Consider the following 22,723-nt stretch of genomic DNA (forward strand, 5'->3'; position numbering starts at 1 on the left):
CGCTTCTATGATAAACTGCAGTTCCCCCTGTTTAGTTCATCATAGGTCAACTATAGCATCTCGATATTTGACAAAATCAGATTAACCCTGAGGTCATGAACCGATCTATTTTTTTAATCTTCAAAGGAAGTGCTTGTGTACTCGTTAGAAATTTCAGCATTTAATGCTGTTTTAAGATTTTCATCACTGTAAGCTACCATGGTATTATCCATAGGTTGTCTTCTGTAGGCAATGGTTACTTGTTCAATGGTGTGGTTTTCTCCTCTATTGGATACCACATAGCTCTCTCCTTTTTCTAGATCAAGTTGTATGGCGTAATCATCTCTACTACTATTAATATGACTTCCAAGATTTACAGAAGGAGTAAGGGTGTTGTATGATACTTGAGAAGCATAGAGGTCCAGACCTCCAAACCCATCTCGGCCTTCAGAGGCAAAGAACAAAAGCGTACCATTGTATATATTAGGGTATAATTCATCTTCTTTGGTATTTACCTTGGGGCCAAGGTTTTTAGATACACCTAAACTTCCATCCACGTTAATATCGGCAACATAGATATCATATTTTCCATAGCTACCTCTCATGTTGGAGGCAAAGAAAAGACGTTTGCCATCTTCTGAAACAGTTGGGTGTTTAGCAGAAGCATATTTTGGGCATACCTTCAATTTGGTAATGTTACTCCATTTACCATTTATTTTTTCAGCACGATAGATTTCGTGTATTTGCTCCTTTTTTGAAAACACCCCATATAGTGGTTTTTGCTCACTGGATTGGCTGAAGTATGCTGTTTTGCCATCTTTGGTCATTGACTTGGAAGGAATGTAACCTTCAAGTGTTGATAAATGACCATTGTTTATTTTGATAGCTTCTTTACTGGTTTCAAGTTTCATCGGATTTTGTGCTGTAATCTGATTCATATGAAACAAACCGATAATTAATGTCAAACTGTAGGTTAATATGCGTGTCATGATTTTTGGGATTTGGGGGTTAATACATGACAAAGTTGGGGAAAGATTTTTGAGGATTACTTATGAATTTTTCATAGGTTTTGAATTTTAACGATAAAAAAGTGTGTTTTGTCGAAAATATTTTAACAATTTAACATATAGATGGGGCTATTGTGTTGATTGGCGATGTTTTTTGCATTTTGACTGATACCTATTACTACTAAACGGCCTATGTTGTAACAGTTTTGTTTGAGCTTTTAACGACAAACCTATTTGAATGGAAACAATTCCATGAAACGGTTGTATTTTTCCTATTTGTGGGTTTTGAAAGAATCGGATACCAATCTATTGATTTCCTTAAGCTCATTACTGGTTAAGTATCTCCATTTGCCAATAGGGATATCCAGATTCACATTCATGATACGGACACGTTTTAACTTCTTAACACGATAGTCTAGATATTCGCACATTCTACGAATTTGCCTGTTTAAACCTTGCGTTAATACAATTTTAAACTGATTTGAACTTATCTGTTCCACTTCACATTTTCTGGTAACCGTATCCAAGATGGGCACCCCATTTCTCATTTTTTTTAGAAACTCTGCTGTAATCGGTTTGTTTACTGTTACCACGTACTCCTTTTCATGATGGTTTCTTGCACGTAGAATTTTATTTACAATGTCCCCATCATTGGTCATAAAAATGAGGCCTTCACTTGGTTTGTCCAATCTACCAATGGGGAAAATTCGTTTTGGGTAATTTATAAAATCAATGATATTGTCTTTTTCAACCCTGGTATCTGTGGTGCAAACAATGCCGATAGGTTTATTAAAGGCTAGATAAACAGGTTTTTCTTTGGGTTCAGAAATTAACTCTCCGTCAACCCTGACTTCATCTGAAGGGTTAACTTTGGTGCCCATCTCTGGTACTTTTCCATTTATGGTCACTCTGCATTGCTCTATTAATTTATCTGCGGCACGTCTGGAGCAATAACCTACTTCGCTTAAATATTTATTTATTCGGGTTTCTTTCATTACTATTTATTGCCTTGTCTCTTTCTACTTTGTTTTGGTAAACAACTCAATGGTATAATCCAATAAATCTGTATTGCCTGCTTTCCCGTGGCCCGGAACTACATATTCCATTTCTGGGAACCTATCTTTTACATATTGAACGGTATTTGGCCATTCATTTACATTGGCCTCTCCTACGTAGCCTTCACTAGCGTTTAGTCCTTTTACCAAGCAACCTCCAAAGAGTACTTTTTCTGTTGGCACATAACTTACAATATTGTCTTTTGTATGGCCTTCACCCATAAATACGCTTATAACACTTTCGTCTCCAACTTTGGTTATAAGTTCATCTTGAAAACTATTTTGGGGAATTGCTATGCTATCCGCTTCTTTTGCAAATTTAGTTGTCAATTGATAAGCAAAGGAAGGTATCCCAACATCATGAAATGCATTTAACCCTCCAAGACAATCATCATGGGAATGAGTTGCTATTACGGCTTTTACGGTTACTTTGAAGTTGCCTTTTAACTGTGCTATAAGTTCTTTTGAAACCAAATCTGTTGTAGGGGAATCAAAAACTATGGCTTCCAAGCCATTTTTATATACTAATCCATTACAAGGAACTTTTCCAAAGCTATCAGTTTGTAAATAGGATGTGTGGATATAGGTATTATCCGTTAACTGGGTAATAACTAAACTATCAGATTTATAGATTTCTTTGGATGCTATATTGGTGCAGCTGAGCAGTATAAACAAAACAATTATGGAAAGTAATTTGCGCTTCATTTTTGATGAATAAGAATGATTTGCTAAAGATATTCAGAAAATAGTGGCAAAGTCTAAATAGAGGATAAATAGATTTGGGCATTTTTAAAATGCCTGTCTCTTTTTTCTTGTGGCATTTTGTCAAACATCCTAACCAACATGGCCAGTCTGGGATTTTGCATAAAAAAATGGCGATGGACATCCATGAAACGCCAGAATAGTCCATCCCACGTAGTTTGCCATTCACCTTTACCGTAGTTGCTCATTTTCATAAGGTAATTGCTGCCACTTATATAGGGTTTAGTGGCCATTAATCCACCATCCGAAAACTGGCTCATCCCATATACATTGGGAACCATTACCCAATCATAGGCATCAATAAACAGCTCCATGAACCATTGGTATACTTCGTTGGGATCAAATTCGCACAAGAGCATAAAATTGCCCAGAACCATAAGGCGTTCAATATGGTGACAATATCCTGTTTGCAAAACCTTCTTAATAGTTTGATCCACAGGGTTTATTCCAGTAGTACCGTTATAGAAGGAGGGAGGAATCTTTTTGGTGAATCCCCAGAAATTTTGGGTACGTTCATCAGTTCCGCGAACTTCGTACATACCTCTTATAAATTCTCGCCATCCTATGATTTGACGAATAAAACCTTCAGTGGAATTTATAGGGACATTGTTTTTCTGTGCATATAGCAAACTAGCGTTTATGATTTTTTGAGGGGTTAGCAACCCAACATTGAGCATAGGTGTCAGCACACTATGGTTGAGTATGGAGTTTTCAGCTATAATAGCATCTTCATAAGTGCCAAACTCCATAAAGCGATGTGCTAAAAATTGATTTAGCCAAGCCTCGGAGGTTACAAAATTGGTTGGGTATAGGGAGTATGCTGTAAGTTTCCCCAAATGATTTGAAAAGTGCTTTTCCACATAGGTTATGGCTTCCTTATAAAACTCATCCCCATCTGGAAACTGAATTGAAGGAGGTGTCTTTTTGGAGGGATATTTTTTTCGGTTTTCTGTATCAAACGTCCATTTTCCACCTTCGGGTTTTCCGTTGGAGTTCATGAGAATGTTTCTTTTTTTTCGCTCATCGGTATAGAATGATGTTTGATGATACTTCTTTTTATCCTTTCTAAAGAAAGGAAATAGCTCCTCTTTCGCATTCAAAAACAAGGGAGAATCCAATTGTTTAGTGGTAATCTCATTTTTGGTACAACTTTGTTGTATTCTTTTTTGAAGCCAATTGTCCGTAGGGTCTATATAATTTATATGTTCAATTTTTTGGCTCTTTAAATGAGGAATAAGCTTTCTTATATCCGAGATATCTTGAATGGATTCTACATAGTACACTTCAAATCCCTGAGATTCTAGAAAAGCTTCATAAGATTTCATAGAAGCTCGGTGAAACGCAATTTTCTGTTTGTGAAAGGCATAATGTTTAAAGAACAAAAATTCTTCAACCAAATATATGGGGGCTTCAGTTTTAAATAGGGGAGATTCTTGGAATAACTGATGAGGAAAAATTAAATGAACATGCTTCATCGACTATCTATTTCCTCTACAGTGTTTGCTACAATATTTGACCTCGCCCCATTGTTTTTCCCATTTTTTTCGCCAAGAAAAAAGACGGTTGCACACGATACAGATTTTTTGGGGAAGATGTTTCTTTTTCATAAGCCCTGGTCATTAGCGCTTACTGATTTTGTTTCCTGAAATAGCCTTTTGTCTGGAACACTTAAAACGGCTGATATCGGGATTGCATTTTTTTAGATGTTTTTGACTAACTCCACTGTTTACAGGTTTTCGCCAACGTTTAAAGCTGGAATTTTTAAGGTTGCCCCTCATTAGTTTGATAACATCTTTTTCTTGAAGGCCAAATTGAAAAAGAATTGCTTCAAAAGGAGTGCGGTCTTCCCAAGCCATTTCTATGATACGATCTAGCTCTCTTTCTGTAAATAGTTGGTTAGTGATCATTGGGTGATATTACTTTTTCCCAAATCTGATCTGCATTCAAATAAAAACTACCAAGGGTATTAAAATTACATTGATGGGGCGCTATAAGAGATAAAAAAGACTCTGCGTTCTCTCTTTCATACAAATGGTAGATTTCCCCAATAACAGGTTCAAAATTAAATTTAGCATTGAAAATGAGTTGGTTGTACTCAAATTCATGAATCATTTTTTCATACTCGGCCTTAAGCTCCAAATATTTGGTCTTAACCTTGTGATTAACCTTGTTTATGCTCCTATTTTTCCAGGCAATACTATCTGTGGTGGTAATGACGGGCGAACCAATATTTGTTGCATAAGGTTTTAAGGCAGCGTCGTATTTTAAATTTTCTTGGTCAAACACGACGTTATCTGGCTTTTTTTCGTATCCCATTTTAAGCAATAGTTTTAGACCAGTTGATCAATTTGTTTCATTATTTCCTCTGCTTCAAATGTCTTCTGATCACTTAGTTTTCTATCTGATGTTGAGAATGCATGGGCTTCTCTTAAGAGTTTTGCGTACTCTTCTTGCAATTTTTCTTTCTCTGTTCTCTTTTTGAATAATCCGAACATATTTTCTGGGGGGTTTTGAAATTATTTATAATCTATTTGTTCTTCTTAAGACAAACCAAAGATACAAAATGTTTAACTATTTTTAATTTTTGTTAAACATTTTTAATTTCACCAAATTGAAAATAGGAAGGACATTGGCATTCTAGCTTTAACAGGTTGACCTTAATAGCCTTGCTTTTAGTGATAGTAAGTGTAAAACAGACTATGGGGGAGAAAGAGTTTTTGAATATTTTTAGTTGGATAAAGCCGCACTAAATGAAGGTAGCCAGATCAAATAATATATGCTAGATATCGTTTTTGTGATGTTAAATAAAGACACTTACCATTCTACTTTTAAATCTCTTAAAATGTAATAGCCAATACGTTTTAATATTGAGCTTTTTGTTGAGCGGAGGAAGAAGAAACTATTTAAAAATATCATTATATAGCTTAATAGGAGTTTCAAAAATCCTTGTAGCCTATTGACTCTGAGTCTTTAACACAATTATCTATTCTAACCTTTCTTATTTTTTTATTGATTTACGCTAAGCGTTCCTCTCATGGACCAGCGAAACTAAATGCTTTAGCATATTCTCTACTGGAGGTTTTTCATATACCCCATCCATCCCCGACTTTTTGGATAATTTTTGAACTTCGTCATTTATCAATCCAGTCAATCCAAAAATTGGAATATCAATACCTTTATTTCGTATTTGTTTTACCATGTCATAACCATTTATTCCAGGCATATTGATATCGGTGAATACTAAATCGGGATTAATGACGTCCACTTGATCAAGCAGTGCCTCTCCATCCTCGAGCATAGTTATGTTTCCTCCAATTTTATTGAATACTACTTCAGAAAGCGTTCTCATGAGAACATCATCATCAACAACCACAATGTTTAATTTTTCGTCGCCTATATTGGTTTCATGACCTTTTGCTTGGTTTGGTGATGCTTCTATAACATCTATTACTTTAATAGGAAGCTCTATGTTGAAACAAGACCCGATACCTACTTTGCTGGTAACCGTAATTTCTCCTTTGTGGGCATCCACTATTTTTTTTACGATCATCAGCCCAAGTCCAGTACTTTTTTCTCCAGCGGTGGACTTTACGGAAGTTTTGGCGAAGGGATCAAACAAATGGGTTATCTCATTTTTGGGAATACCTTGCCCTTCATCTTGCACGGATAGTAGTAGTTGATTTCCTTTTTGTTGGGCTTTCAAATGTATGGAAGTGCCTTCGTGTGAAAACTTTATGGCATTGGTAATCAAATTGTTGAGCACTTGGTTCATCTTATTTTTATCAAAAGCTGTCCTAATATCTTTCAAATTGATCTCTCCAACCAGATTGATATTCTTTTTATTAGCAAAAATCTGATTGAATTGTATGTTGCTCTCCAGAAAATAATTAACATCAATCATTTCCTCCTCCAACTCAATGTTGCCAGATTCCATTTTACTAATATCCAGAAAGTCATTGACCAGATTTTGGGCAAACTTTGTGGAAACAAATATGTTTTCTAATTCCTGGATTCTGGATGGGTCATCCAAAGTTGGCCCTAGTTCCTTCAGCAACGATTTGGAATAAAACTCGATAATAGCCAATGGGTTCCTAATATCATGTGCTGCTATGCCTAGAAACTTATTTTTGAGTTTGTTCAATGTATCCAGTTCTTGGTATTGGAGTTCCAATGCTCTTTTTTGGTTGTAGAGAGTAACAAAAATATCAACCTTTGCAGACACAATGTCGGGATCAAGAGGTTTGTATAAATAGTCGACCGCACCTTCTGAATATCCTTTAATTACATATTTTTTCTCTTTGTTTATGGCAGTGGCAAATATGACCGGAACATTCTGGGTATTCTTTTTACTCCTAAAAACCTCAATGAACTCAAATCCATTCATTTCTGGCATTTGAACATCCGTAATTACTAAAGCAAACTCATGCTTTCTAGCCAATTTTAAAGCTTCATTTCCACTCGAAGCGGAGAATATTTCCCGATCTTCTTTTTCAATAATCTGTTCCAGAGAATATAAGTTCTCAACGAGATCATCTACAATAAGAATTTTTGCTTTGTCCATGTTAAAAATATTTAGCTGCTGTATTATAAAGTTCGTTTGAGGGTACTATATGATCTACCATGTCGATAGCTTCAATGACCGCAGCGGGCATTGTTCTAATAGCTGCTTCTTCAGGTTTTTGCACGATTATTCTCCCCTTTCTTTTCCATACCCATTTTGCCCCGTTAGCGCCATCTGCATTAGCCCCGCTAACAATTATGGCAATCAATCGTTTTTTTAGGTTGTAGGAGAAAGATTCTAAAGAAACATCGGCAGAAGGTCTTGAAAACATCACTTTTTCACTAAGATCAAGGCTAAGGGTCATATTTTTTTCCATAATACAATGATACCCTGCGGGAACCATATAGATATTGCCTTTTTCTAGAGGCATTCCATGCTCAATGGCCAGTACTTTTATCCTTACTTTTTTGTCCAAATACCTGACTAAGTAGTCTTGTGTAGCAGCTTTTCTGTGTAGTAGCACTACTATGGCCGCTTTCAAATCATGGCTGATTTCCAGTAAAAAATCCTCCAGCACATCCATAGCTCCAGAAGAACCACAAAAAAGGACTACCTTGAAAGATTCTTTGCTATTTTTTTTTCCTGTATACTTTGAGTTTACCATTGACTATTTCAAGTTCGTTTAAAACAGTTGAAAAAACTGCACTCTCTTTTGCTCCCAGGATCAAATATCCACGGGGGACAAGACTATCTATAAATAATCGTAATACCTTATTTTGCTGCGCTGTGGTCAGATATATAAAGACATTGCGGCACATGATCATGTGCATTTGATTGAACGAGGTGCCATTCACCAGATTATGCTTGGTAAATACCATGTTCTTATTTAATTCCTTGTTCATTTTTACCATGCCATAATTTGCCACATAGTAATCCGATAATGATAATGCACCACCTGATTTTATATAATTGGTAGAGTATTCCTTCATTTCTTTAAGCTCATAAATCCCTTTTTTTGCTTGGCTGAGCACCTCAGAGTTAATATCTGTACAATATTGAACCGATCTTCTTAGCAATCCTTGTTCTTTCAGCAATATGGCAAGACTCAATGGTTCTTCGCCTGTTGAGCACCCTGCGTGCCAAATATTGATTCTGGGGTAGGTTTCCAATACACTGAACACTTCCTCTTTTAAAAATTTAAAAACTTCAGAATCCCTGAACATTTCTGTAGTGTTCACCGTGATTTCGTTCAATATCTCATCGTCACTCAGTTTCTGGTTTGTCAGAAAGTATTTGAAAGCTGTAAATGAATCACATGATTTTAGCTTCATAAGCCGCAGGACTCTTCTTCTTAATGACTCTTTTGCGTATCCTGAAAAATCAAGACCATAAAGTTTGTTGGATAACTGTACAAAATCACCCAATTCGTTTTCCGAAATTTCTAGTAGTACCTCCATTACTTATATAGCCAAACTCTTAATAGGGACAATAGTTTTTCAACATCCAAGGGTTTGGACATATAGTCGCTTACTCCAGCTTCCAGGCATTTTTCACGATCTCCTTTCATGGCTTTTGCAGTCAATGCAATTATAGGAAGTTGTTTGTGTCCCATTTCCCTTATCCTTTTAGTGGCTTCATACCCATCCATTACGGGCATCATAATGTCCATAAGTACGGCATCAAATTCACCGCTTTTTATCTCATCCACAGCCTCAACTCCATTGGTAGCTATGGTTACTTCTACCTGTTCTTCTTCCAATACGGTTTCGAGCGCGTAGATGTTTCTCATATCATCGTCCACAACAAGTATTCGTTTTCCTTTGATAATGTCTTCAGAATTGAATTCCTTGGGAGGTAAAACGGGATAATCTGTTTGTGTGGAGTTGAGCATGTTCATGAAGAGTTCCGTCTCTTCAGACAAGCGATCATAAGATTTTGTGGTCTTTAACACTACTGAAGTATCCTTGTGACGTTCTATCTGCTTCAACTCTTTTTTGGTAAGCTCTCTACCCGTAAATACAATTACAGGAACTTCTTTTTTCTGTAATTTAAACTCATCCAATAGTTCAATGCCATCTATATCGGGTAGGCCTAAATCCAAGACTACAAGATCGGGATGCTCATTTTTAAATAGCTTACGGGCATCCTTCGCATTTTTTGCGGCCACGGCGTCCAATTGCTTGCTTTTTATCATTTCCTGTAATGCTTTGTTATTGGACTCATCATCCTCAATAATCAGTACTTTTTTTACATCTGTACCAGCAATGGTTTTTGAAATATTGGAAAAGGTTTGTTCCAGTTTGTCCAAGGCAATAGGTTTTACCAGATATTCAACTGCCCCTAGTTCCAAGCCTAGCTTGGTTTTGTCTATTCCAGATATAACATGTACGGGAATGTGGGCATGCTCTTCACTTGCTTTTAATTTTTTAAGTACGGTCCAACCATCCATTATAGGTAGTTGCATATCCAATATAATGGCATTGGGACTGTATTCCTCTACATGCTGTAAAGCTTTATCTCCTTGATCAGTAACTAGTACTTTAAAACCATTTTCCCTGGCTTGGTCTAGAAGAACCTTTGCAAACTGAAGGTCGTCCTCAACCACCAAGAGAGTCTTGTCACCCTGCTGCAGCTGATCACGGTCATCTGCAATAACAGCCTCAAGTTTCTTGCTCAAAACTCTTTCCTTCCCATTTGTTTCGTTGGGCCCTGCTACATCATCTTCTATAAGTCCATTTTTTGATTCTTGTATTGATGTTTTGGGCTCTTCTTCAGCATTTTTCATAATTGTTCCCTGTACAGCTTCTAAGCTGTTAAAAGGCAGGAATAAGGTGAAAGTAGAGCCTTTTCCAACTTCACTTTCTACAAAAATTTCTCCACCAAGTAGCCTTACCAGCTCTTTGGAAATACTTAGACCAAGACCGGTTCCTCCATATTTTCTTTGTGTAGTGCCATCTTCTTGTACAAAAGCTTCAAATACGGATCCAAGCTTTTCCTTGGCTATACCGATGCCGGTATCGGTTACTGCAATTTGAAGCACATGTTCACATTTTAAAAGTGATGGACTAGTAAATTTTGGTAGTGTTTTGCTGTTTTTGAATTCCAAGATAACAGTGCCTTCCTGATCGGTAAACTTAAAGGCGTTACTGAGTAGATTTTTTATAACCTGATTTAATCGTTGTTTATCCGTTGTAAAGGTTTCTGGAAGGGATTTGTCAATATTTAAGACAAAATCCACCCCTTTGTCCTGTGCTATGGCGATAAAGGTTTTTTTACTATCCTCAGCATAAGTACGTACATCATGAGATTCAATTTCCAATTCAATCTTACCAGATTCCACCTTGGCTAAATCCAGTACCTCGTTGATTAAACTAAGAAGGTCCTCTCCAGATTTGTTGATAATCTGGGCAAATTCAATCTGTTTTTCAGTCAGATTACTTGTTTTGTTGCTCTGAAGTAATTTTGAAAGGATGATGACACTATTGAGCGGTGTTCTAAGTTCATGGGACATATTGGCCAAAAACTCTGACTTGTACCTGCCACTTTTTTCAAGTTCTTCCGATTTGATGACCAATGCGGCCTGGGCTTGTTCCAGTGCGGCATTTTTTTCCACCGTGTATATATTTTGTTCTTCAAGCTGTTGGGCTTTCTCTTCCAAGAGCACATTTGCTTTTTCCAGCTCTTCCTGCTGTTGCCTCAATTCTTCTTCCGAAGCTTGCAACTGATTGGCCTGTTTGGTCAATTCTTCATTGGAAACCCTTAATTCCTCTTCCTGCGCTTCTAAAATTTCTTTCTGTTTTTGTACTTCAAACTGAATTTTCTTTTGCTCAGTAATGTCCACTGCTATTTTAAGAAATTTATAGGGTTGACCTTCAGCATCTAATAAGGGATTATATAAACCCTGTATCCAAACGGGTTTTCTGTCTTTTGTTCTCCGCTCAAACTCCCCTTGTTTAAATGCACCTACCTTGAGTTCCTTCCAGAACTCTTGATACTCTTTTGATTTGGAATAAGCCTTTCCCACAAATATTTGATGATGTTTGCCCTTTATCTCATCTATTGTGTAGCCCATCAGATCTAAGAAGAGCTCATTGGCAGAAAGCACATTTCCTTCAAGGTCAAACTCTATTGCAGCATTGGAACGGTTAATGGCTGAAATTTGATTGTTAACTTCAATAGAGAGTTCTTCGGTCTTTAACTGTTGTGCTTTCTGTTTTGTTATATCTACGGCAACTTTAAGAACTTTATAGGGTTGCCCTTCCATATTAAGTATTGGATTATATGATCCCTGAATCCATACAATCTTGTTGTCTTTCCCTATCCGTTCAAACTCTCCTTGTTTAAATTCTCCCTGTTTTAGTTCTTTCCAGAACTCTTTGTACTCATTTGATTTAGCATATGCAGTTCCCACAAATATTTTGTGATGCTTTCCCTTTATTTCATCCAAGTTGTAACCCATCAAGTCTAGGAAAAGGGTGTTTGCCGTAAGGATGTTTCCATCAAGGTCAAACTCGATTGCGGCATTGGAGCGGTTGATAGCTGATATCTGGTTATTGATTTCTATGGAAAGTTCTTCCGTTTTGGCTCGTTCAATCACTCCTTTGATAATAATCCCAATTGAAGAGCATATCTCTTTAACAAACTCTTGTTGTGCGCTATTAAAGCTGGTAGTAGTTCCAAACTCCATCACCCCAATGATTTGCTTGTTATGTTTAATTGGAATTATGGTGATTTCCTTTGGTATTGTTTTTCCTGCACTTGAGTTTATTTCAAGATAATCTTCAGGTATATCTTTTATAACAATAGCTTCTCCTTCCAATGCGCATTGGCCAATTAATCCTTCACCAAACTTGAAACTATTGGACAGCCCTGTGGTGTTTTTGAATGCATAGCTTCCATACAGCTTTAATTCGTCAGATTCTGAAACAAACAAACGCTGGTTCAAATAAAAAGTGCCTACTGATGCTTGTAACAGTTTACTAATGACCCCACTTAATATGGTGGTAAGGGCATCAATATCTTGTACTCCTTTGGTAGTTTCATAAACTTGGGAAACAGCTGTTTTTATCCAGTTCTGTTTTTCTATTTCCTGAGTTCTTTTCTCAATTACTTCCTGTTGTTGAATTTCTTCTGTAAGGTCACGGAATACCCCTGTCAGGATTGTAGTGCCATTTATATTGACCTCAGTTAATGATAAATGGACGGGAAATAGCGTTCCGTCTTTTCTTCGGCCCGTAACTTTTTGATTCTTATTGGTGAGTTGAATATCTTCAACCCCTTCGTAAGGTACATTGGATTGATGGGTCAATAATGCATCAATTTTTTTACCTTTTAGTTCTTCGAACTTATATTGAAACAAACTTTCAGCGGTCCTATTATAGGATAAGATTGTCCAATCTTGGCTTAAGGTTACAATACCGTCAGCTGCATTTTTAAGGATTGCTTTGTTTTTGGCATCATTCTGCAAGAGAAGTTTACCAGCGTAAAGCATTTTTTTAATATTCCAATATGCATATATTCCAGTGAATAGGATAGAAGCTACGAGAATACCTGTTCCTAGCCAAGTGAATGTGGTAAACTCATTTTGACCCAACCAAAGGATTAAAATGGATAGAAGTATGAAAGCCGTTAAGGATGAAACTACTATCAAACTTACGGACTTCTTGAGTCTTGCTTCTGAAGAAACTGCATTTTGCATGGAATACGTATTTTATTGGTACTGATTTATTTGTTTTTCATAGGTGTCTCGTAATCCAATGTGCCAACAAAAATTGATGTTTAACTTTTTATCATAATAATACTTATTTAAAGTAAGGTTTTACCTACAACGTAAAATTTGATTGATTTGTATCTGTTGGTGAAAATTTTTAAACTTAGCCTGTACTGTTGTTTTGAAAAAAACAAGACTCGGAATGGGAATAGCACTAAGATGAATGCATTTCATTTTGATTTCCCTGGTTTGGGACACATTGAAAAAGTAAACACATGGAGATGGATATATGACAAGTAACCAATTTGGTTTTAAATTTAAAAGTTCAAAAAATATGATTAAGTACTTTTACAACAAATGAGTCTCATTTAAAACAAAATGAATCAAAGCAAAGAGATTGAAAATAGAAAACCTATTTGGATTGCTCTATCTGAGTTCTATTTAGACACTGAACTTCAACAATCAGATTATAATAGAATTGCCAAAGCTTTGGTTACCTCTGGATTGAACATCACTGAATTAAAAACCATTGATCTTTATGAAGTATTTCCTGTTTTAAAAGGTAATCTTATCAGTGTAGCCGGTGCATGGAATGGTTTCGATGAAAAGTGGCTTTATGAAAATTGTACGGAATCTTATCGAAAAAAGAACAAAGCCATAATTCGGTTTAAGAATAGGGTATATCACTGGTTTTTAGGAAGGATGACAACAGACCATTGGAAAAAAGTTGAAGCTTGTATGTAAAAGCAATACAAAAACGAAGCTTATCAAAAACACTGGTCCATTTCATTAAAGGTAAATCCTATGGGTTACTGGAATATTAACTGCAGTGCTTAATTTGGTGGCCATTCATGGAGTTGATTAATTGAAAAGAGGAAGAAGGAGCCATTGCTATTGGTGAGTCATAATTAAACTTAAGGAATTGTCACCTATACTGTCAACAAAAAAAAGCCCCTATTTTAGGGGCTTTTTAACTGATGTTGCGGAGAAAGAGGAACTGCAACTTTACTTGTTATTATCTAAAAACCAGTTTTTTAAACTAGTGTGTTTTACTAATACTCACCGATTTACTCACCTCAAATTGAATTCTTAGTTGATGCTTTTAACTAGCAGCATTTTGATTATAACCTTTAATCGTATTATTGGGGTGATAAGGAAGGACAATATCATTACTGTGAAATAGCAATTCTGTTCCATTCTTACTTTGATGATTCAAACTGTATTTTAAACTATAGGCTATCTTCTTAACTTCTGTATACATTTCCTCAATTTCACTGGTGTTATCATAAGTGACTATCCAATGTTTATGCTCAGAATTAACTATTGTTTCTGCAATCTTAAGATGATCATCGTGTTCGTAGAAATTGGTATATAGCTTTTTTCCTTTATTATAATATGGCGGATCCAGAAAAATTAATCCTTGGGTTTTGTTTTTTCTTATCGTTGATGTAATAAACTCTACGGCATCCTGATTGTAAACATTTATATATTCTTTGTGGCAGGCAATTCTTTTTATCCTTCTAGCTAATTCATCTTTATTGAATCTTGCATCAATTTTGTAATTTCCATTTTGATTTATTCCGCCAATAACACCCGCATTTATCATTCCAGACCTGTTAGTCCTATTAAGGAAAAAAGTTGAGAAACCAATATCTAACTGACTATAGTCTGCTTGATTTTGTTTTATATTGACTTGTTTCCTCCATTCTTCGATACTCACCTTAGTACTCCATAACTTTCTTAAAAAGTCATCTGTGTCTTCCAATATTGAATTCCAAAATGAATAAATACCGTAATCAATATCATTTATGTTTATTTCAGAGACATAATCCTCAATTAGCAAGCCTATAGCTATACTTGCACCGCCAGCATAGGGCTCCGAATATGAGCCTCCATTTAATTCGTTACTATTTATTAAATCTTTAGCAAATCCTAGAAGTTTTCCTTTGCCTCCGGGATAGCGTAATGGGGAATAATACTTTTGAGCCATTTATATTTGAAGTTTGGTTGGTTTATTTTTTGGATTTGTTTTGATTGATTAGTTCATCAATAATTGCTACAATGAGCGGTTCTAAAACTTCAAAATCATTAATTAATTGTAAACCAGTCATCGGGGTTGAACGCTTGGAATGCTTTGTCGCATTACCATATTTTGAGATATCATCTAATGATAGTCCAAAGTCCTTGTTTTCGGTTTTATTGGTGAAGCCTAGAGTTTGCATTTTATTCCTTAAAAAACCCGGGAATGCATCATTGTTAGATTTATTTAATAGGTTAGAAAGAACTTCAAAAAAACTCCATGCACCTACATACATTAATGTTGGATGGGCCTTTAGCGAGATAGTGTAAAGTGAATAATACAAATTGCTTAATTTTTTTGACTTCAGCGTTTCAAGTTTAGCAACAATTGTTTCAGATTTATTAATGCCATTTCCTGTAGTGCGTCCTCCAGTAGTTTGGTTGTTTTGATCTGAGGTATCATCATTGCTTGAGTCTTCAGTATTTTTGTTGGTATTACCAGTATCATTTGCTAATTCACCACTGTTTTCTGAGTCTGCGAAACCATCATTCTTTACATCCTCTAATTCCTGATTATCTGGGGAAAGAAGATACTTTTCTAAGTATTTTTCTACAGTTTCTTGATCTGCGTAGCCCTCTCCTTTTCTTGAAAGCGTAAGTTCCTTTTTGGACATCGAATTCAAAAAGCTTTTGGCTTTGGTTGCTGCATCTTTAACTAAATCCTTTCTAGCGGTTTTTTTGATGCGTTCACCCCTTTCGGAAAATATGTTGTCCGAGATGACTCCCTTTTTAAAGGCTGCTCTTGCAAGTCGTCTAAAAACCTCGTAGGAAAAATTTGAGCTATCTACAAATGTTGTGATACTTGGGTATTTAGACTCAGCTTCTGAGAGTAATGCCATTATGTACCATTCTTTATCGTCGCCGATTTTTGTATCAAACCCGAATCGAGCTGCTGCATAAGCATTCCAGGGAATCCTGCTGGTACCATTTTTACCACTTGAATGTCTCTCATAAACGGTACGAGAAACCAATTTCTTGTCATTTGATACCTGAGCTTGGACTGATGAAAAATTAATAGAATGCGACTTTCTTAATTCAGACGCATACTGTTTTATAGAGTCATTTGGAGCATAACTTTCGCTATGCAAAACTTTCAACGCTGATATTCTCCTGTTACCGTCGGAAACAATATTATCTTTACCTTTTTGATATACTAAAATCGGTTCACCCAGATCATCCTCCGCAATACTTTTCATTAAACCTCTGAAATATGAATTGTTGGCATTGTATATCTTCTTTATACATTCCTTTTGATTTTTCGCTTTTTGAAACCTATAATTACCTTCATCTAAAGAAAGTTCATCTATGTCAAATTCCTTAATTTCTTCAAATCTCATTATTTAAGCCGTGTATAAATTATGGTATAGATATTAAATTTAATCGGGAGAAGTTTTTGATTGACAAGTTATGAAAATATTATTTCTTAACATATTTGTAGGTAATTTCCCTAATCATTGTTAATACTAATTTTGCTACATACTCTTATATTAATAGTTTGTAAAATTCAAATCTTACCTTGGTTTGAAAATTGTTCCGACTTTATGGTGTCCAGATAGGTAAGTGTTCAATAAAATCTGAGTAGGGCGCATTTTTTATGCCGTATTGTCATTTCTAATCTTCAAAGAATCCACGATGTTTCTTGAAGATTTTTCAAGAGAGCTTTCTTGTCAAAGTTAAAATTTCCATCTAAGCCATATTTATAAGCGGTGTCCGCTAATTTGAAAATGGTGAGTAATTCAAGATGTGTCTTTGTTGCCACAAAAACAATCTTGCTTTGCTCCCGAGGGTCGCAAAGAGAAAAAAATGAAAAGGGACTATATCAAGTTCAGATGCAGTATTTATGAAAAGAAGGTGCTGAGGAAAAGAGCTCAAAGGGCGGGGATTTCTCTATCTGAGTACTGCCGTAGTTCCGCCTTGGACAACAATATCATAGAACGTTTGACATCGGAGCAATTGGCACATTATGCCATGTTGGTGAAATATAAGAACAACTTTACAAGAATTGGCAATATGTTTAAAAAACGCAATTCCAAACTAGCAGAGGAAGTGCTTCAGCTGGCTGAAGAAATTAGAAAACACCTCTACAATTTCAAAAAATGATAGGCAAAGGTAAATCCATATCACATACTAAAGCATCGATTGGTTATGGATTGAACCAAGAGAAGAATGCCGAAATTGTCCATAGCCAACATTTAGCAGGGGAAACACCAAAAGACATTGCTGATGAGTTCAAAATCATACAGCAGCAAAACATAAGATGCAGGAATAATACCCTCAGCTTTGTATTAAGTCCCACGATTAAAGATGGTAAAAATCTAAGTCAACGGAAACTAAAGGAAGTCACCAAAAGGTTTGTCAAACAAATGGACTTGAAGAACAATCAGGCCATTGCTTTTGTACATCGAGACAAACTTCATATCCACATTCATTTGTATGTCAACAGAATCGGTTTTGATGGAAAAGCATACAACGACAGCTTTATTGGAAAACGCAGTCAACTTACTGCTCAGGAAGTCGCCAAAGAAATTGGGTTGACGACCGTAAAAGAGGTGCAACAGGGAAAGCTGAATGAAATAAAGCAAATAAGAAACGAAATAAAACGAATCCACGAAAAGGTAATGAAAGAGAACAGCCCGACGGATTTTGATTGTTATATGAAATACATGAAGAAGGAAAAAGTAAAACTGATTCCTCATATCAATAAATCGAACAAGTTACAAGGTTTTCGATTTGAGTACAAAGGCCATAGTCTAAAAGGCAGTGAGGTTCACCGTTCAATTTCGATGAAGAACTTGACAGCAGAATTATCCAAGAACAATGAAAAGGGTATTCTTATTAATGGTTCAAATGCCGTCCAGCTAGTGGGCAAGACCGTGGAGTTGACTGCCAACATTGCCAAACACCTTTCTAAGACGATAATAAAGAAAACGATTAAAAAAGGTTTGGAAACAGGTATTGGAATATAAACACCAATAAAAAAGCACACTATGAATAAGATGGATGAAATCATGGAACTACTGACAGAGGAAATCGAAGGGTTCAACCGTTCGATAAAAAAACTGGAAAAACTTTCTCGGAAATGGGACGACCTAAGAATAAAGGCCGATTCCTCTCATATAGAAGACTATATTAAGGATTTCTTGCAACAACAAAAAATAGGTATAGATACCTATAAAGAGGGAGCTAAAGAAACAAGCCGAATAATCAAATCAGCTACTTTAATCCCAAGATGGCTTATAACCCTATGTTGTGTAGCAACTTGTATTATAATGTTCACCTTTGGCTATTTCGGGTATCATTTTATAAGATTCGAGGAAAATAAACAAGAAGCTTTTAGGCAGGGAAGGGTAGAGGCCATTTCCGAACTAGGAGGTTATTTTGATGACCATCCTATTATTTATAGGGATTTCCAAAGGTGGTCTAAAAAGAAAGATTCCCCTTCAAATCAAGAGTAGGTTGCGCCCTATTGGGTTTTTGCTTCACGCTTATCTGTCGGAACACTACAAAAACCCAACAGAATCCATGCGCAAAGTTTAAGGGTAAGAATTTGGGTATAGCTTATTAGATAAATCTAAATACAAATAATGACAATGAATCTAGAATGAAATGGCGTCGATTATTTTAAGTTTGAGCGTCTCATTAAACTCATTTTCGGTAATGATTGAGAATACTATTTCATGTAGTAAATCCTTATCAATTCGATTATCAGCAATATGAACCGAAATGTTTTCCATTTCGATAATGAATTTGTCAATACAATAACCCAAACCATTTATTTCAAGAAAATATGAACCAAGTGCTATACTACTTCTTTTATTACCATCGCTAAATGCATGATTCTTGTTTATTGAAAAGACCAGATGAGTGAGCTTAGTTTCAAATTCTGGGTAGTATAAATCATTCTGAATATGTTCTAACACGCTTTCTAATAAGCCTAAATTATTAATGCCATGTTTACCTCCTGATTCATTGATTATAAAATCATGTTCTTTAATGGCATACTCAATATTAAAATAGTTAAATGACATTTTTACCTATTTTTTAGACGCTTGAACACTTCCATATTTTCTTTTAATCTTTCCTCCAAAGCCATACTGCGCTCTCCTAAGAACTTATCGAACTCTTGGGCGTTCAAATGTGTGACATAGCTTTTCAATTTTTCATGAAGTGCGTCACGAAAAGCCATGTCTCTACTGGCCATTAGAGTTCTTGCCTTTTCAAGTAATGGTTGCAATAAAGATTGATTAGTTGATTCGAATTTATCAAAGAGATTAATTGCTTCTGGAATAGTTAACTTTCTTCCAACACTTTTAAATTTTTTTGTCAAATAGTCTGAAAAGCCATTTTCGTATGCTGCGATTAAGTCAAGTACTTCAGAATACATTGTGCCTCGCACTGAGTCATTAGCTTTTAGTTTGAGTATTTGTTTATATTCTTTGGCATTTTCGTGAAATATACTGTTATAAACAGTGTCTGTGAATTGAGCATATTTCCATTTATTATCAACTATACAGTCGTCTAATGCATCAGTAAATGCTTGTCTATAGTTATATTCTCTGATTGCACTTGGCAGAAACTCGTCTTCTCTTTGATTGACATATTTTGTAGCTCCTCCTATTTTTTCATTAAGTGTATCTATAACTATATCAAGTATTAGAGCTCTAAGTTGTTTAGCTCTATCACTTTCAGTAAGAAGCATACCTATATTTAGGAAAGTTCTAAAATCAAAAACTCCAAGTTTAGGAACTTTGGCCATGTCACCGACATCAATGTCGGTAACATCCTTATTAGTAGGTTTACTATTTTCTTTATCATTTAGATATTTATAATATGCATCTTTAAACCTTTTAAGTCTATCACCAGTTAAAACTTCATATCCGTTATCTAAAAACTCTTGTTCATACTGTTCAATATATCTTTCAATAGTCCTTAAGTCAATATCATAAAAATCTGAAATTTGTCTTTTAGTATATTTCAAAGCAGATTCAAATTTTATTCCAGGAAAAGCTATCTCTTTCTCAATCTCAATTAGAGCATATTTGTTGTTAAGGATATTTCTTCTGTGAATATCTGATGTGGTTAAGCTTTTGCTCATTTATCTAATTTTAAAAAAACTGCTATAAATTCTATTCTTTATCAATTGTATTCTAGTAATAAATTCTCTAAATCTACTAAGATTTGCTTTTAACTAATTTACTTTCATCTTGAGACTTCAATTTCTCTCTTAGCATCTGCATGTCTTGACTTACTCTGCTATTTAAAATCTTTGCATAATGCTGAGTAGTTCTTAAGTTTTTATGCCCCAACATTTTACTAACTGATTCTATAGAAACACCATTGGTCAAGGTTACAGTCGTTGCAAAAGTATGTCTTGCTAAATGAGTAGTAAGATTCTTTTTAATGCCACTAATATGGGCAATCTCTTTAAGATAAGCATTCATTTTTTGGTTAGTAAGTACCGGAAGCACTCTATCATTTATTAAATATGGGCTTTCCACGTATTTATCCAATATCATTTGTGCTGTTGGTAGAATGGGAATATTAGCTTTAGATTTAGTTTTGGTTCGAGCAGTATTAATCCAGTTCTCTCCGTCAATTCCTTTATTGATATCGTTCTTATTTAGCTTTTTTACATCAGCATAAGCTAATCCAGTAAAGCAACAGAAAACAAAGATGTCCCTTACGTGTTCTAAACGAGAGATTCGAAATTCGGTATCCAACAATTGTTGAATTTCATCCGCGGAAAGAAATTCACGTTCTACTTTTTTAAGCCGTACTTTCCAATTAACAAAAGGATCTTTAGCAATCCAATCATTGGCATGGGCTATCCTAATGATTTTTTTGAAATTCATCACATACTTTATTGCTGTATTATGACTGCACTTTCGCACAGCCTTTAAATAGTATTCAAATCCACTTATGAACTTGTGATTCACATCCTTTACAGGGATGTCATTCTTTTCATAATCTCTGTTAATATAGTCAGTGACATGCTTCTTAGCTGTTCTATATCGTTCTGCTGTACCAGCGGAAAAATCTTTACCAATGAGTTTATTTACTTGGTCATTATGCTCTTGAAAAAGTTCCAATAGCATCTTCTCTGGCTTTTTCCTTCCCAAATACATCTCTTTTATCATATGAGCAGTAACTTCCCTATTTTCTTCCTGTAGCTTATCATAAAGTTTAAATAACCTTGTGCGGATATTATTCAAATGAATATTTAGCTCCCTTGTTGAAGCCGTTTTACCCTGTAAAAACTCCTTGGTCGAATCCCATTTGGATAAATCTACCTTACGTTGAGTACTCACTTCACATCGCTTTCCGTTTACCGTTATTCTTAGGTATAATAGGGCTTTTCCACGTTTGTCGGCATCATTTCTCTTGGGATAAAATAGGATGGAGAAAGTATTTTTCATAGGTGAGTACTTTGAATTAAGATAAAACCGCTTCATTAAAGTACAAAAAATACACTTGTAAATAAAAGAAAATCAATAAATTATAGCTGAATAGGTGAGTATTTTAAATTTTAATTTTTACTCACCTATTTACTCACTTTTTTAATAATATCACATGACATTATCTGATATCAATAAAAATGAAAAACCCTGCAAACGAATGATTTACAGGGTTTATAGAAGTATTTTACTACTAATCAGCGGAGAAAGAGGGATTCGAACCCCCGGAGGTGTGACCCTCAACAGTTTTCAAGACTGCCGCATTCGACCACTCTGCCATTTCTCCTAATGCGGGTGCAAATATACTAACCTTTTTTATTTCTTTGAAAGTCTCTTCACTTTATTTTTTTTAGACCTAAAGATTCCAAATTAAGCAACTATTTTTGCGCCCATGGATCAATGGTACCATTATGCACTTTTAATTGTTGTGGGTTTTGCAGTTGGTTTTATCAATACCATTGCCGGTGGAGGTTCTTTACTTTCTTTGCCTACTTTAATTTTTCTGGGACTACCGCCAAGTGTTGCCAATGGTACCAATAGAGTTGCTATAGTTATTCAGACGGCCATGGCTACCGCGGGTTTTAAGAGTAAGGGAGTTTCTACATATCCATTTAATATCTATTTGGGTATTTCAGCTTTTTTAGGATCTATTATTGGCGCTAGGATTGCAGTTGATGTGGATGGAAATACCTTTAATCGTACTCTTGCTATAGTGATGATGGCTGTGGTTTTAATAATCATTTTTAAGCCTAAAATGAAGCTTATTGAAATGCAGGAGCGCCTTACAGGAAAATATTTATGGCTTAGTATTGTGGTATTTTTCTTTTTTGGCATTTATGGAGGCTTTATCAATGCAGGCTTAGGGTTTTTAATGATCTTGTTTATGCATTTTGTCAACAGGATGAATTTAGTAAGGGTAAATGCAACAAAAGTAGTTGTGGTTTTTATCTATATGTTGTCCGCTTTGGCAGTATTTGCCTTTAATGATAAGGTGAATTGGAAATTAGGTTTCATTCTGGCCATAGGCAATGGAACAGGAGCTTGGGTGGCGAGTAGATTCTCGGTCAAAAAAGGAGATGGGTTTATAAAGACATTTTTGGTGGTCATGGTTGTTGCTATGGCAATTAAATTATGGTTCTTTACATAAACGGTTTGTTGATTTCATTTCGATAAAA

General features: G+C 35.4%; 22 protein-coding genes and 1 tRNA gene. 5 read left to right on the forward strand and 18 right to left on the reverse strand.

Annotated elements, in window-relative coordinates:
• Positions 1–113: 113 nt before the first annotated feature.
• From LV704_RS16845 to LV704_RS16900, 12 genes are all read right to left on the reverse strand, one after another.
• Positions 114–968, reverse strand: coding sequence for a PD40 domain-containing protein (locus LV704_RS16845; RefSeq protein ID WP_163422597.1), 855 nt, complete (start codon positions 966–968; stop codon positions 114–116).
• 290 nt (positions 969–1,258) lie between these two features.
• Positions 1,259–1,981 carry a 23S rRNA pseudouridine(2604) synthase RluF gene (gene rluF, locus LV704_RS16850; RefSeq protein ID WP_163422596.1) on the reverse strand — a complete coding sequence of 241 codons (723 nt, stop codon included), beginning with the start codon at positions 1,979–1,981 and terminating at the stop codon, positions 1,259–1,261.
• Positions 1,982–2,005: 24 nt separating this feature from the next.
• Positions 2,006–2,746, reverse strand: coding sequence for a subclass B1 metallo-beta-lactamase (gene bla, locus LV704_RS16855; RefSeq protein ID WP_163422595.1), 741 nt, complete (start codon positions 2,744–2,746; stop codon positions 2,006–2,008).
• Between the two features lie 53 nt (positions 2,747–2,799).
• Positions 2,800–4,278 (reverse strand): cryptochrome/photolyase family protein, encoded by a 1,479-nt coding sequence (locus LV704_RS16860; RefSeq protein ID WP_163422594.1) that lies wholly within the window; start codon positions 4,276–4,278, stop codon positions 2,800–2,802.
• Positions 4,279–4,281: 3 nt separating this feature from the next.
• Positions 4,282–4,410, reverse strand: a complete 129-nt coding sequence (locus tag LV704_RS16865) for a DUF2256 domain-containing protein (protein WP_163422593.1) — start codon at positions 4,408–4,410, stop codon at positions 4,282–4,284.
• A gap of 12 nt (positions 4,411–4,422) precedes the next feature.
• Positions 4,423–4,710 (reverse strand): TIGR03643 family protein, encoded by a 288-nt coding sequence (locus LV704_RS16870; RefSeq protein ID WP_163422592.1) that lies wholly within the window; start codon positions 4,708–4,710, stop codon positions 4,423–4,425.
• Positions 4,700–5,119 (reverse strand): DUF2452 domain-containing protein, encoded by a 420-nt coding sequence (locus LV704_RS16875; protein ID WP_163422591.1) that lies wholly within the window; start codon positions 5,117–5,119, stop codon positions 4,700–4,702. The genes LV704_RS16870 and LV704_RS16875 overlap by 11 nt, the downstream gene beginning before the upstream one ends.
• A 14-nt stretch (positions 5,120–5,133) precedes the next feature.
• A complete protein-coding gene (locus LV704_RS16880; RefSeq protein WP_163422590.1) occupies positions 5,134–5,298 on the reverse strand; it encodes a Lacal_2735 family protein in 165 nt (54 codons plus the stop codon).
• A gap of 524 nt (positions 5,299–5,822) precedes the next feature.
• Positions 5,823–7,364, reverse strand: a complete 1,542-nt coding sequence (locus LV704_RS16885) for a response regulator (RefSeq protein WP_163422589.1) — start codon at positions 7,362–7,364, stop codon at positions 5,823–5,825.
• 1 nt (position 7,365) lies between these two features.
• Positions 7,366–7,968 (reverse strand): chemotaxis protein CheB, encoded by a 603-nt coding sequence (locus LV704_RS16890; RefSeq protein ID WP_163422588.1) that lies wholly within the window; start codon positions 7,966–7,968, stop codon positions 7,366–7,368.
• A complete protein-coding gene (locus LV704_RS16895; RefSeq protein WP_163422587.1) occupies positions 7,934–8,761 on the reverse strand; it encodes a protein-glutamate O-methyltransferase CheR in 828 nt (275 codons plus the stop codon). The genes LV704_RS16890 and LV704_RS16895 overlap by 35 nt, the downstream gene beginning before the upstream one ends.
• Entirely contained in the window at positions 8,761–13,002 is a 4,242-nt protein-coding gene (locus LV704_RS16900; protein WP_163422586.1) for a response regulator, read from the reverse strand. The genes LV704_RS16895 and LV704_RS16900 overlap by 1 nt, the downstream gene beginning before the upstream one ends.
• A gap of 390 nt (positions 13,003–13,392) precedes the next feature.
• Between LV704_RS16900 and LV704_RS16905 the strand changes: the two genes are divergently transcribed.
• Positions 13,393–13,758, forward strand: coding sequence for a hypothetical protein (locus tag LV704_RS16905; RefSeq protein WP_163422585.1), 366 nt, complete (start codon positions 13,393–13,395; stop codon positions 13,756–13,758).
• A gap of 358 nt (positions 13,759–14,116) precedes the next feature.
• On the opposite strand, the gene LV704_RS16910 is transcribed toward LV704_RS16905, so the two are convergent.
• Together LV704_RS16910 and LV704_RS16915 are read right to left on the reverse strand one after the other, a co-directional pair.
• Positions 14,117–15,004 carry a DNA adenine methylase gene (locus LV704_RS16910; RefSeq protein ID WP_163422584.1) on the reverse strand — a complete coding sequence of 296 codons (888 nt, stop codon included), beginning with the start codon at positions 15,002–15,004 and terminating at the stop codon, positions 14,117–14,119.
• Between the two features lie 22 nt (positions 15,005–15,026).
• Positions 15,027–16,430 carry a hypothetical protein gene (locus LV704_RS16915; protein WP_163422583.1) on the reverse strand — a complete coding sequence of 468 codons (1,404 nt, stop codon included), beginning with the start codon at positions 16,428–16,430 and terminating at the stop codon, positions 15,027–15,029.
• 466 nt (positions 16,431–16,896) lie between these two features.
• On the opposite strand from LV704_RS16915, the gene mbpA reads away from it, so the two are divergent.
• From mbpA to LV704_RS16930, 3 genes are read left to right on the forward strand one after another with little or no spacing between them, the layout of a single operon-like run.
• Positions 16,897–17,193: a mobilization protein MbpA gene (mbpA, locus tag LV704_RS16920; RefSeq protein WP_163422582.1), complete on the forward strand. Its 297-nt coding sequence runs from the start codon at positions 16,897–16,899 to the stop codon at positions 17,191–17,193.
• Positions 17,190–18,059, forward strand: coding sequence for a relaxase/mobilization nuclease domain-containing protein (locus LV704_RS16925; protein ID WP_163422581.1), 870 nt, complete (start codon positions 17,190–17,192; stop codon positions 18,057–18,059). Before mbpA ends, LV704_RS16925 begins: the two co-directional genes overlap by 4 nt.
• A 21-nt stretch (positions 18,060–18,080) precedes the next feature.
• Positions 18,081–18,548, forward strand: a complete 468-nt coding sequence (locus LV704_RS16930; protein ID WP_163422580.1) for a DUF6730 family protein — start codon at positions 18,081–18,083, stop codon at positions 18,546–18,548.
• Positions 18,549–18,689: 141 nt separating this feature from the next.
• Here the strand turns inward: LV704_RS16930 and LV704_RS16935 are convergent, their stop codons facing one another.
• The 4 genes from LV704_RS16935 to LV704_RS16950 all read right to left on the reverse strand — a co-directional run bounded on the left by LV704_RS16935 (position 18,690) and on the right by LV704_RS16950 (position 21,834).
• Entirely contained in the window at positions 18,690–19,121 is a 432-nt protein-coding gene (locus LV704_RS16935; RefSeq protein ID WP_163422579.1) for a type II toxin-antitoxin system death-on-curing family toxin, read from the reverse strand.
• 2 nt (positions 19,122–19,123) lie between these two features.
• Positions 19,124–20,188, reverse strand: coding sequence for a DNA-binding protein (locus LV704_RS16940; RefSeq protein WP_163422578.1), 1,065 nt, complete (start codon positions 20,186–20,188; stop codon positions 19,124–19,126).
• A gap of 76 nt (positions 20,189–20,264) precedes the next feature.
• Positions 20,265–21,509: a site-specific integrase gene (locus LV704_RS16945; protein WP_163422577.1), complete on the reverse strand. Its 1,245-nt coding sequence runs from the start codon at positions 21,507–21,509 to the stop codon at positions 20,265–20,267.
• A 240-nt stretch (positions 21,510–21,749) separates the two neighbouring features.
• Positions 21,750–21,834 (reverse strand) — tRNA-Ser (locus LV704_RS16950).
• Positions 21,835–21,939: 105 nt separating this feature from the next.
• Here LV704_RS16950 and LV704_RS16955 point away from each other — a divergent pair.
• Positions 21,940–22,695: a sulfite exporter TauE/SafE family protein gene (locus LV704_RS16955; RefSeq protein ID WP_163422576.1), complete on the forward strand. Its 756-nt coding sequence runs from the start codon at positions 21,940–21,942 to the stop codon at positions 22,693–22,695.
• Positions 22,696–22,723 lie beyond the last annotated feature (28 nt).

The organism is Flagellimonas sp. CMM7 (genome assembly GCF_021390195.1).
Lineage (GTDB): Bacteria > Bacteroidota > Bacteroidia > Flavobacteriales > Flavobacteriaceae > Flagellimonas.

Coding starts and splice junctions, on each gene's coding strand:
- LV704_RS16905 (WP_163422585.1), top strand. CDS start 13,393: ATGAATCAAAGCAAAGAGATTGAAAATAGAAAACCTATTTGGATTGCT.
- LV704_RS16870 (WP_163422592.1), bottom strand. CDS start 4,710: ATGATCACTAACCAACTATTTACAGAAAGAGAGCTAGATCGTATCATA.
- rluF (WP_163422596.1), bottom strand. CDS start 1,981: ATGAAAGAAACCCGAATAAATAAATATTTAAGCGAAGTAGGTTATTGC.
- LV704_RS16930 (WP_163422580.1), top strand. CDS start 18,081: ATGAATAAGATGGATGAAATCATGGAACTACTGACAGAGGAAATCGAA.
- LV704_RS16915 (WP_163422583.1), bottom strand. CDS start 16,430: ATGAGATTTGAAGAAATTAAGGAATTTGACATAGATGAACTTTCTTTA.
- LV704_RS16860 (WP_163422594.1), bottom strand. CDS start 4,278: ATGAAGCATGTTCATTTAATTTTTCCTCATCAGTTATTCCAAGAATCT.
- LV704_RS16875 (WP_163422591.1), bottom strand. CDS start 5,119: ATGGGATACGAAAAAAAGCCAGATAACGTCGTGTTTGACCAAGAAAAT.
- LV704_RS16940 (WP_163422578.1), bottom strand. CDS start 20,188: ATGAGCAAAAGCTTAACCACATCAGATATTCACAGAAGAAATATCCTT.
- LV704_RS16880 (WP_163422590.1), bottom strand. CDS start 5,298: ATGTTCGGATTATTCAAAAAGAGAACAGAGAAAGAAAAATTGCAAGAA.
- LV704_RS16955 (WP_163422576.1), top strand. CDS start 21,940: ATGGATCAATGGTACCATTATGCACTTTTAATTGTTGTGGGTTTTGCA.
- LV704_RS16865 (WP_163422593.1), bottom strand. CDS start 4,410: ATGAAAAAGAAACATCTTCCCCAAAAAATCTGTATCGTGTGCAACCGT.
- LV704_RS16925 (WP_163422581.1), top strand. CDS start 17,190: ATGATAGGCAAAGGTAAATCCATATCACATACTAAAGCATCGATTGGT.
- LV704_RS16895 (WP_163422587.1), bottom strand. CDS start 8,761: ATGGAGGTACTACTAGAAATTTCGGAAAACGAATTGGGTGATTTTGTA.
- mbpA (WP_163422582.1), top strand. CDS start 16,897: ATGAAAAGGGACTATATCAAGTTCAGATGCAGTATTTATGAAAAGAAG.
- LV704_RS16900 (WP_163422586.1), bottom strand. CDS start 13,002: ATGCAAAATGCAGTTTCTTCAGAAGCAAGACTCAAGAAGTCCGTAAGT.
- LV704_RS16845 (WP_163422597.1), bottom strand. CDS start 968: ATGACACGCATATTAACCTACAGTTTGACATTAATTATCGGTTTGTTT.
- LV704_RS16885 (WP_163422589.1), bottom strand. CDS start 7,364: ATGGACAAAGCAAAAATTCTTATTGTAGATGATCTCGTTGAGAACTTA.
- LV704_RS16935 (WP_163422579.1), bottom strand. CDS start 19,121: ATGTCATTTAACTATTTTAATATTGAGTATGCCATTAAAGAACATGAT.
- LV704_RS16945 (WP_163422577.1), bottom strand. CDS start 21,509: ATGAAAAATACTTTCTCCATCCTATTTTATCCCAAGAGAAATGATGCC.
- LV704_RS16890 (WP_163422588.1), bottom strand. CDS start 7,968: ATGGTAAACTCAAAGTATACAGGAAAAAAAAATAGCAAAGAATCTTTC.
- LV704_RS16910 (WP_163422584.1), bottom strand. CDS start 15,004: ATGGCTCAAAAGTATTATTCCCCATTACGCTATCCCGGAGGCAAAGGA.
- bla (WP_163422595.1), bottom strand. CDS start 2,746: ATGAAGCGCAAATTACTTTCCATAATTGTTTTGTTTATACTGCTCAGC.